The sequence below is a fragment of the Aquitalea sp. S1-19 genome (assembly GCF_024343515.1).
Genome location: NZ_RJTZ01000137.1, coordinates 1 through 6,992, shown reverse-complemented (window position 1 = coordinate 6,992; position 6,992 = coordinate 1). Strand labels below are relative to the sequence as shown.

At 58.1% G+C, this 6,992-nt stretch carries 7 protein-coding genes; all 7 read left to right on the top strand.

From position 1 onward, the window contains the following. Nucleotides 1–966, top strand: a 966-nt coding sequence (locus EGI20_RS15645) for an SLBB domain-containing protein (RefSeq protein ID WP_498632554.1), incomplete at its 5' end; no start/stop codon positions are given. After that, nucleotides 963–1,964 (top strand): Wzz/FepE/Etk N-terminal domain-containing protein, encoded by a 1,002-nt coding sequence (locus EGI20_RS15640; RefSeq protein WP_498632552.1) that lies wholly within the window; start codon nucleotides 963–965, stop codon nucleotides 1,962–1,964. The genes EGI20_RS15645 and EGI20_RS15640, both read left to right, overlap by 4 nt. 116 nt (nucleotides 1,965–2,080) lie before the next feature. Continuing rightward, on the top strand, nucleotides 2,081–3,193 hold the full coding sequence (locus EGI20_RS15635) for an LPS O-antigen chain length determinant protein WzzB (protein ID WP_498632550.1): 1,113 nt from the start codon (nucleotides 2,081–2,083) through the stop codon (nucleotides 3,191–3,193). Between the two features lie 62 nt (nucleotides 3,194–3,255). Beyond that, nucleotides 3,256–4,260 (top strand): UDP-glucose 4-epimerase GalE, encoded by a 1,005-nt coding sequence (gene galE, locus EGI20_RS15630; RefSeq protein ID WP_498632548.1) that lies wholly within the window; start codon nucleotides 3,256–3,258, stop codon nucleotides 4,258–4,260. Nucleotides 4,261–4,616: 356 nt separating this feature from the next. Next, nucleotides 4,617–5,723, top strand: coding sequence for a dTDP-glucose 4,6-dehydratase (rfbB, locus tag EGI20_RS15625; protein ID WP_498632546.1), 1,107 nt, complete (start codon nucleotides 4,617–4,619; stop codon nucleotides 5,721–5,723). 36 nt (nucleotides 5,724–5,759) lie between these two features. Beyond that, nucleotides 5,760–6,314 carry a transcription/translation regulatory transformer protein RfaH gene (rfaH, locus tag EGI20_RS15620; RefSeq protein WP_498632544.1) on the top strand — a complete coding sequence of 185 codons (555 nt, stop codon included), beginning with the start codon at nucleotides 5,760–5,762 and terminating at the stop codon, nucleotides 6,312–6,314. A gap of 184 nt (nucleotides 6,315–6,498) precedes the next feature. After that, the gene (locus EGI20_RS15615) at nucleotides 6,499–6,858 is read left to right on the top strand and encodes a MarR family EPS-associated transcriptional regulator (RefSeq protein WP_498629777.1); all 360 of its coding nucleotides are present in this window, start codon (nucleotides 6,499–6,501) and stop codon (nucleotides 6,856–6,858) included. Nucleotides 6,859–6,992: the final 134 nt, after the last annotated feature.

Genomic DNA, 6,992 nt, shown 5'->3' with positions numbered 1-6,992 from the left:
ATCTATCCGCTGCCGCGCACTGGTGTTTTTTCCGACCTGATCACGGCGGCAGGGGGGCGCACCGAGGCGGCCGACCGCATAGAGCTCAGCCGTTATCTTGCCAATGGCCGCGAACTCAAGCTGACACATAACAGCTTCGATATTCCACTAAATGATACGGAGGCCGAGCGCCTGCTGACCCAGCCGTTGCAATCCAAAGACCGTCTCAACGTGCTGGCCCAGCCCGAATGGCGCGAAGAAATTACCGTCAAACTGGAAGGCGAAGTACGCTATCCAGGCAGCTATATGGTCAAACGCGGCGAGATGCTCAGCCAGCTGATCCGCCGCGCAGGCGGCCTCACCAGCTTCGGCAATCCGCAAGGTGCCATCTTTACCCGTGAAAGCCTGCGCGAGCAGGAGCAAGAAAACCTGCGCCGCATGAACGAAGAACTGCGCGCTGAAATGTCTTACGCCCAGCTACGCAGCCAGGGTAATCCGCTAGCACAAAAAGCCGACCCTATGGCGGGACAAAAACTGGCGGAGCAACTGGAAAACACCAAAGCGCTGGGGCGTCTGGTGATTAACGGCCCGGCCGTAGTGGCAGGCGAAAAGGCCTTCGATATCCTGCTGGAAAATCAGGATCGCCTGTTTATTCCGCAGCAACGCAATAGTGTCAGCATTATTGGCGAAGTGCAGTTCCCATCCAACCACACCTATCAGCGCGATCTGGACATGCAGGACTATCTGGAGCGGGCCGGCGGTGCCAAAAAGCGCGCCGACACCAGCCGCGTGTATATCGTCAAGGCTGACGGCTCGGTCCGCATGCCGAGCGGCAACTGGATCTACAAGAGCACGCCGCGCATAGAACAGGGCGATACCATTATCGTTCCGGTTGATAGCGAGAGCCGCGATGCGCTCGCCACCTGGACTGCCGTCACCCAGATCATGTATCAGCTGGGTGTCGCATGGGCGGCGATCAAACCATGACCAATATGCAAAACGAAATGACTCAGCCAATGACGCATGAACAGGACGACGAGATCGATCTGCTCGAACTATTCAAAACCCTGTGGCAAGGCAAATGGCTGATTATCGCCAGCACCCTTATGTCCACCGCCATCGCCGTGGCGGTGGCGCTGAATATGCCCAATATTTACCAGTCCAAAGTACTGCTGGCACCGGCAGAAAGCGAATCCGGCGGCGGTCTGGCCGCGCTGGCCGGACAAATGGGCGGTCTGGCCAGTTTAGCTGGGGTCAGTCTGGGCGAAGGCAAGGCAGGCAAGAGCGATATTGCCGTCGAAATCGGCAAGTCGCGCCAGTTCGTCACCCGTTTTATCCGCAGCCATCAGCTGGAAGTGCCGTTGATGGCCGCCACCAAGTGGGACAAGCAAAGCGGGCAGCTAGTGATAGACAGCGAGCTGTACGACACGCAGCAGAAGAAATGGGTACGCGAAGTCAAGGAGGGCGCCTCGGTCGAGCCTACGGATTGGGAGTTATATAAGGCATTCAGCGAGCTGATGACGCTGGACAAGGACAAAAAGTCGGGACTGGCCACGCTGAGCATAGACTTCTATTCGCCGCTGCTGACCAAGCAATGGGCAGACTGGTTTGTGCACGACCTGAACCAGGCGGTACGCGAGCGCGATCAGGTGGAAGCACGCAAGAATATCGACTATCTGCACAAACAGCAGGCACAAACCGCGCTGGCCTCGATGCAGACCGTGTTCTCGCAATTGATCGAACAGCAGACCAAGACGCTGATGCTGGCCGAGGTGCAGCAAGAATATGCCTTCAAGACCATAGACCCTGCCGTCGTGCCGGAAGAAAAGCTCAAACCCAAGCGCGCGCTGATCGTGGCACTGGGCACACTGGCCGGCGGTTTTATCGGCATACTGCTGGTGCTGGTGCGTAGCCAGTTGCGTTCGCGCAAGGCATCCGAGACCAAAGCCAGCGAACATGAATACGTACTGAGTAAGGTTGGCTGAGGCATACGGAGGCAGGATGGAACGCCTCATCCTGCCACTTCACGCTACAAAGTAGATACTGAGTATATCAGTGGTATTGGCAATACTGTCCCTATTGAGACTGTACGAGATTTAATATGCCCAATCGCTCCATCGCACCAATAGAACAACAAGACGACGAAATCGATCTGAGCGAACTGATCGCCAAACTATGGCAAGGCAAGCTGATCATTGCCGGCGTCACCGCGCTGTCTATCGCAGCAGCAGCAGGCTATGCCTTTACCACCAAGGAAGAGTGGACGTCACGGGCCTCCATAGAACAGCCACGCGCGGAAGACCTAGGTGATTACTATCAGGCACAACAGCAATTGTGGCGGATAGCCAATAATGACTCAGCTAACAACGACAAGACCTCTGCCGTTGAGAAAAAGAAACGTCTGGAGATTACGGAAGTCAGCAAACAGGTATTCGATAGCACGATTACCCAGTTAAGCTCTCCCGATGCCCGCCGAGCATTCTGGCAAGGCAGTGACTACTACCGGCAGCACGCAACAAAATTAAGCTCGGAGCGTGCGCAAAAAGCACTACTGGAAAAGTTGTCACTAGAAGATATCAAGCTGACGCCGCCCGATCAGAAAAAACAGCTCTACCACCAGATCGAAATCACCGCAGAAACGCCAGAAGTGGCCCAGCAATTGCTGAACACCTACATGGCACAAATCAACCGCAGCGTCTGGGCTGCCAAGGCACGCGAATATCAGGTCGCCAGCAACACCCTGAAGCTGGACTTGCAGGATGAAAAACAAAACCTTGCCCTGCAACAGCAAGCCCAAGATCGCAGCCTGCTGGAAGCGACAAAAAGAGCGCGTGATACGGCCGCACGTGGCGGCGTCGATACCTTCAAGGGTAGCAGCTACCAAACCATAGAAAAGCCGGAAATGCTGTTTTTGCTAGGTACCCGTTCTCTGCAAGCCCGTATCGATTCGCTCAAGCAAACCGACAAAACGCCTTATCCCGCCCGCTATTACCAGCTGGATAACCACCTCAAACAGATAGATCTACTACCGGCTCTGAAGGGCAGCAAGCAGAGCTTCCATTATCTGGAGGCGCCAACCCAGCCCATCACCCGTGATAAACCCAAGCGCGCGCTCATCATGGCGTTGGGCGCGATTGCCGGCCTGATGCTGGGCAGCCTGATTGTACTGGGTCGCGGCGCGTTTTCATCATTACGCGGTAAACTGGGCAAATAAGAATGCGATGGGTGCCCGCGCAGCCGCGCCCATCCTCCCACCCCCAAAAAAAGGAGCCCACCATGATCCTCGTCACCGGCGGTGCCGGTTATATCGGCAGCCATACCTGCGTCCAGCTACTACAAGCCGGACAGCAACTGGTGGTGCTCGACAATCTGAGCAATAGCAAGCCAGAGGCGCTGCGCCGAGTAGAAAAGATCACCGGCAAACAGGTGCTGTTTGTCGAGGGCGATATTCTCGACCGCGAAAAGCTGGATCTGGTGTTCCGCTATCCGATCAAGGCGGTGATCCACTTTGCCGGCCTCAAGGCGGTGGGCGAGTCGGTTGCGCAACCGCTGGCGTACTACAACAACAACGTCTGCGGCACTCTCAAGCTGTTGCAGGCGATGCAGCACCACGGCGTGAAAAACCTGGTGTTTTCATCCAGCGCCACCGTCTATGGCGACCCAGCCACCACGCCGATCCGCGAAGATTTTCCGCTATCCGCCACCAACCCGTACGGGCGTAGCAAGCTGATGGTGGAAGACATGTTGCGCGATCTGATCAAGGCCGAACCGGAGTGGAATATCGCCATCCTGCGCTATTTCAACCCGGTGGGCGCGCACGAAAGCGGCCTGATCGGCGAAGACCCGAGCGGCATTCCCAATAACCTGATGCCCTTCGTGTCGCAAGTGGCCATCGGCCAGCGCGAGCAACTGTCGGTATTCGGCAACGACTACCCCACACCGGACGGCACCGGCGTACGCGACTATATCCACGTCGAAGACCTGGCCCGTGGCCATCTGGCCGCCCTTGCGGCCTTACAAACCCGGGGTGGACTGCTCACCGTCAACCTCGGTACCGGCCAGGGCTATTCGGTGCTGGACATGGTCAAGGCCTTCGAAATCGCCAGCGGCCGCAGCGTGCCGTATCAGATCGTACCGCGCCGCGCCGGAGATATCGCCGAGTGCTGGGCCGACCCGAGCACCGCCCGCGAGCTATTGGGCTGGCAGGCCGAAAAGACCCTGCAGGATATGTGCAACGACAGCTGGCGCTGGCAAAGCCTGAATCCGAAGGGGTATGCCTGAGACTCGGGTTTCAGTGTTAAGGCCGAGCAAATCACGTCAAGGCCGCGAATCCCGGATCCCAACTCCCGAATCCCACAACAACACAGTAAGCACCTCCAACAACTTTCTGCCCCCACTCAGTATTTCTACGGATAGGCAGATGCCAATCGCAGCCTTAAAATAGCCGCACATTTTGGAGGCAAGACCCCGCAGCGCTTGCGCTGCACACCTTTTGGGCAGTCCGGTCAAAGGCGGCATCGGCTTGGCAACAGGCTGCTGTCGCCTTTGCCTTTTCAGCGACCACCAGCCCCAAGCCCCGGTTTTCCCCGTAAAATAGCGCATACGCTTCCCCCACTATTTAAAGAAACGGATTCGACATGATCCTGGTCACCGGCGGCGCCGGCTTTATCGGCGGCAATTTTGTACTCGACTGGCTGGCACAATGCGACGAGCCGGTCATCAACCTCGATGCACTCACCTACGCCGGCAATCTCGATACTCTGGCTTCGCTCAAGGATGACCCGCGCCACATCTTCGTGCGTGGCGACATCGGTGACCGTGAACTGGTGGGCAAGCTACTAGCCGAACACCAGCCGCGCGCAGTGATCAATTTCGCGGCAGAGAGCCATGTTGACCGCTCCATCCACGGCCCGGGCGACTTTATCCAGACCAATATCGTCGGCACCTTCAATCTGCTGGAAAGCGTGCGCGGCTACTGGAATGAGCTGGCAACCGAAGCCAAGCAGGCTTTCCGCTTTTTGCATGTTTCCACCGACGAGGTGTACGGCACGCTAGGCCCCGACGATGCGCCCTTCAGCGAAACCCACCGCGTCGAGCCCAACAGTCCCTACTCCGCCTCCAAGGCGGCAAGCGACCACCTGGTGCGCGCCTGGCACCATACCTACGGTCTGCCGGTCATTACCACCAACTGCAGCAACAACTACGGCCCCTATCACTTCCCCGAGAAGCTGATACCGCTGGTCATCCTCAATGCACTGGCCGGCAAGCCGCTGCCCATCTACGGCGACGGCCAGCAGATCCGCGACTGGCTGTATGTCAAAGACCACTGCAGCGCCATCCGCCGCGTACTGGCAGCCGGCCGCCTGGGCGAAACCTATAACGTCGGCGGCTGGAACGAAAAAGCCAACCTCGACGTGGTGCGCACCATTTGCGCGATACTGGATGAGCAGAGACCGAAACAGGGAGCAGGGAATGGGGAGCAGGGAATGGCTGACAGCCCTACCCCGCAGTCTTACGCCAGCCAGATCACCTACGTCACCGACCGCCCCGGCCACGACCGCCGCTATGCCATCGATGCGCGCAAACTGGAGCAGGAACTGGGATGGAAACCGGCCGAAACCTTCGAAACCGGCATCCGCAAGACGGTTGAGTGGTATTTGAACAACAGCGACTGGGTGGACAATGTCACCAGCGGCAGCTACCGCGAGTGGGTGGCCAAGCAGTACCACAGCACAAACAGCTGATGGCCATCCTGCACGCCCCGACCGCAAAGGTGGGGCATGCCCAATAGCCTTGCCGCATGCCAGCAGAAACCCTTTATGCCGCAAACCATTATTTCACAGCTCGCCTGGTATCTGGTTCATACCAAGCCGCGTCAGGAAGACAAGGCGCTGCTCAACCTTGAGCAGCAAGGCTACCCCTGTTACCTGCCGCGGATCAGCGTCGAGAAGGTTCGCCGTGGCAAGGCGCAGGTCGTGAGCGAACCGCTATTCCCGCGCTATCTGTTTATCCGTCTCGATAGCAGCCAAAGCGGCAAAAGCTGGGCACCGATCCGCTCGACCCTCGGCGTGAGTACACTGGTACAGTTCGGCGGGCAGGCGGCCAAGGTTGAGGACGCGCTCATCCATATGCTGAAAGAGCACGAGCAAGCCAGCCCCTGCGCCCCCCTGTTCAACCCGGGCGAGGTGGTGCGCATTGCCGACGGCCCGTTTGCCGGGCTGGAGGCGATCTACCAGTGCAGCGAAGCCGAACACAGATCCATCATCCTGCTCGAACTGCTGCACAAACGGGTGCGCATGCAGATTGATACCGCCAGACTGGGTAAAACCGGATGAAACACAGCCGAACGACAAAAGCATATCCAGGCTTGGCCTGAGATCCCAGACAAGGTACAATCGTTCAATCTTGAACAGTGGCCGCTTGCGGCCGCTGTCTATTTATCGCCCTCCGCGCTTGCCGAACGTGACACGGTAGGGCGGTAGCGTGCCTGAAACACCACGAACCATCGTAAATCGCCCCATGGCCAGCCGCCAAAGCAAGCTACAAGAAGACACCTATTATCGCGTGATGCGCCTGCTGCAGGACAACCCGGACATCACTCAGCGCGAGCTGGCCGAGCAACTCGGCATCAGCGTGGGCGGGCTCAACTATTGCCTGAAAGCGTTAATGGAAAAGGGCTGGGTCAAGATGCAGAACTTCGCCCGCGCCAAGAACAAGTTCGGCTACGTTTATGTGCTCACCCCCAGCGGCATCGCAGAGAAAGCTGCACTGACTAAACACTTCTTGCAGCGGAAGCAGGAAGAATACGACGCACTCAGCCAGGAAATCGAAGCACTGCGCGCGGAAGTGAAGGCGCAGGCACAAAAACCCGCTGACTAGTGGATTGGGATGCCCCCCTCACCCGCCAGCGGAAGAGGGCACCGCGACCGACGGCCACCGTGCAACGCAAAACAGACCAGCACCATCAATCCTTCTCCCCCCGGGAGAAGGTGGCGCGCAGCGCCGGATGAGGG